The organism is Cellulomonas sp. P4_B5_2, assembly GCF_056402235.1.
In genome coordinates, this window is the sequence record NZ_JBFUHU010000422.1 from 1 (window position 1) to 2,584 (window position 2,584).

Consider the following 2,584-nt stretch of genomic DNA (forward strand, 5'->3'; position numbering starts at 1 on the left):
CGCTCGCCCTGGTCGCCCTGTGGGTGACGCGCAGGGGCCGCGTCAACGGGAACGCGTGGTTCGGCCGGCTCGGCATCGTCGCGCTGGTCACCCCGTTCCTGGCGTCGTCGTTCGGCTGGATCTTCACCGAGATGGGTCGCCAGCCGTGGGTCGTCGCGCCCAACCCGAACCCGAGCGGCGTGGACGGCGTGTGGCTGCTCACGGCGCGCGGGGTGTCGACCGTGACCAGCACGGGGACGATCCTCACCAGCCTGATCGCGTTCACCCTGCTCTACGGGGTGCTCGCCGTGTTCTGGTACCGCCTGATGCACCGCTACACGGTCGAGGGCGTCGCCGACACCGAGCACGACCCCAGCCCCGACAACCCCGACAACGACCCGGACGCAGCCGACCGTCCGCTGTCGTTCGCGTACTGAGCGGAGCCGACGACCATGGAGCTCACGACCGTCTGGTTCATCCTCATCGCCGTCCTGTGGACCGGCTACCTCGTGCTCGAGGGGTTCGACTTCGGCGTCGGCATGCTGCTCGGCCTGCTGTCCCGCGGTGACCGCGCCGCCAAGGACCGTGACCGCCGGGTCATGATCAACACCATCGGCCCCGTCTGGGACGGCAACGAGGTGTGGCTGCTGACCGCGGGCGGCGCCACGTTCGCGGCGTTCCCGGAGTGGTACGCCACGATGTTCTCCGGCTTCTACCTGCCCCTCCTGCTCATCCTGCTCGCGCTGATCGTGCGTGTGGTGTCGTTCGAGTGGCGCGGAAAGATCGACGACGACCGCTGGCGGTCGCTCGCGGACCGGAGCCTGATCGTCGGCTCGTGGGTGCCGGCCGTCCTCTGGGGCGTCGCGTTCGCCAACCTGGTCCGCGGCGTGGAGCTCGACGTCGACCACCAGTACGTGGGCGGGTTCTGGGCGCTGCTCAACCCGTTCGCCCTGCTCGGCGGCGCGACGACGGCCCTGATCTTCCTCACGCACGGTGCGGTGTTCCTCGCGCTCAAGTCGGACGGTGACGTCCGGGCGCGGGCCGGGGCGTTCGCCGCGCGGTCGTCGGTGCTGACGCTCGTCGTCGCCGGAGCCTGGGCCGTGTGGGCGCAGCTGGCGTACTCGGTGCCGTGGACGTGGGCCGCGGTCGTCGTCGCTGCCGGTGCGCTGGCCGTCCTGGTCGTCGCCACGCAGCGCCGCAAGGAGGGTCTGGCGTTCACCGCCTCGGCCGTCGCGATCGTGGCCGCGGTGGTCCTGATCTTCGGCTCGATGTACCCCGACGTGATGCCCGCGTTCGACCCCGCGAACTCGCTGACGGTCACCAACGCGTCCTCGACGAGCTACACGCTCACCGTCATGACGTGGGTGGCCGCGATCCTCACCCCGCTCGTCCTGCTCTACCAGGGCTGGACGTACTGGGTGTTCCGCAAGCGCATCTCCTCGCACCAGATCCCCGCCCACACCGGCCTCACGTTCGAGAAGGTCCCCGTGCTGAACAAGCCGTCCTCCGACCAGTGAGACCGCTCGACCCGCGCCTGCTGCGGCACGCCCGCGCGGCCCGCGGGTACGTCGCACTGACCGCCGCCCTCGGCGTGGTCACGGCGGCGCTGGTGGTCGCTCAGGCGCTGCTCCTGGCGCACACGCTCGGGAACGCGGTGACGGACGGCGCGACGCTCGCGGTGCTGGCCCCGACGATCGCCTGGCTGGCGGCCGTGGTGGTGGTCCGCGCCCTGGTCACCGCGCTGCAGGAGCGCTTCGCGCACCGGGCGGCCGCCCGCACCGTCGGCGAGCTGCGCGAGCAGGTCGTGGCGCACGCCGTCGCCCTCGGTCCGCGCTGGCTCGCGACCGGCGAGGGTCCGTCGGTGGTCACGCTGGCCACCCGGGGGCTCGACGCGCTCGAGCCCTACTTCGTGCGGTACCTGCCTCAGCTGGTCCTGGCCGCGACCGTGACGCCCGGGGTCCTGCTCGTCGTGCTCGGGCTGGACTGGGTCTCCGCGGCGATCCTCGTCGTCGTGCTTCCCCTGGTCCCGCTCTTCATGGTGCTCGTCGGCCGGCTCACCCAGGGACGCTCGGAGCAGGGCCTGGCCAGCATGCAGCGGCTCGGCGCCCAGGTGCTCGACCTGCTCGCGGGCCTGCCGACGCTGCGCGCGCACGGGCGCGAGCACGGTCCCGGCGCCCGCGTGCGGAGCCTCGGCGACGCGCACCGCCAGGCCACGATGGGGACCCTGCGCATCGCGTTCCTGTCCGGCATGGTCCTCGAGCTGCTCACCACGCTGTCCGTGGCACTGGTCGCGGTCGGCATCGGGCTGCGACTGGTGGAGGGCGACCTCGACCTGGTCACCGGCATCGCGGTGCTGGTCCTCGCGCCCGAGGTCTTCCTGCCGCTGCGCCAGGTGGGCGTCCAGTTCCACGCGGCGGCCGACGGGGTCGCGGCCGCGGGGCGGGCGTTCGAGGTGCTGGAGACCCCGGTCCCGCCGGCCGGGACGCAGACCGCCCCCGACCTGCGCAGCGCGACGCTGCGGCTCGACGGGGTCGGCGTCGCCGGCACGCCGCACGACCTCGACCTGGTGGTGCGGCCCGGCACCGTCGTGGCGCTGACGGGACCG

3 protein-coding genes are annotated in these 2,584 nt (G+C 72.9%); all 3 read left to right on the forward strand.

Annotated features, from left to right (window positions below; translation table 11 throughout):
- Nucleotides 1-416: cytochrome ubiquinol oxidase subunit I (locus tag AC1DUQ_RS20470; RefSeq protein ID WP_477074495.1), on the forward strand; the 416-nt coding region annotated here is incomplete at its 5' end.
- A 15-nt stretch (nt 417-431) separates the two neighbouring features.
- The gene (gene cydB / locus AC1DUQ_RS20475; RefSeq protein WP_477062999.1) at nt 432-1,496 is read left to right on the forward strand and encodes a cytochrome d ubiquinol oxidase subunit II; all 1,065 of its coding nucleotides are present in this window, start codon (nt 432-434) and stop codon (nt 1,494-1,496) included.
- Nucleotides 1,493-2,584 (forward strand): ABC transporter transmembrane domain-containing protein (locus AC1DUQ_RS20480; protein ID WP_477074496.1); only part of this gene is annotated, 1,092 nt, incomplete at its 3' end. The genes cydB and AC1DUQ_RS20480, both read left to right, overlap by 4 nt.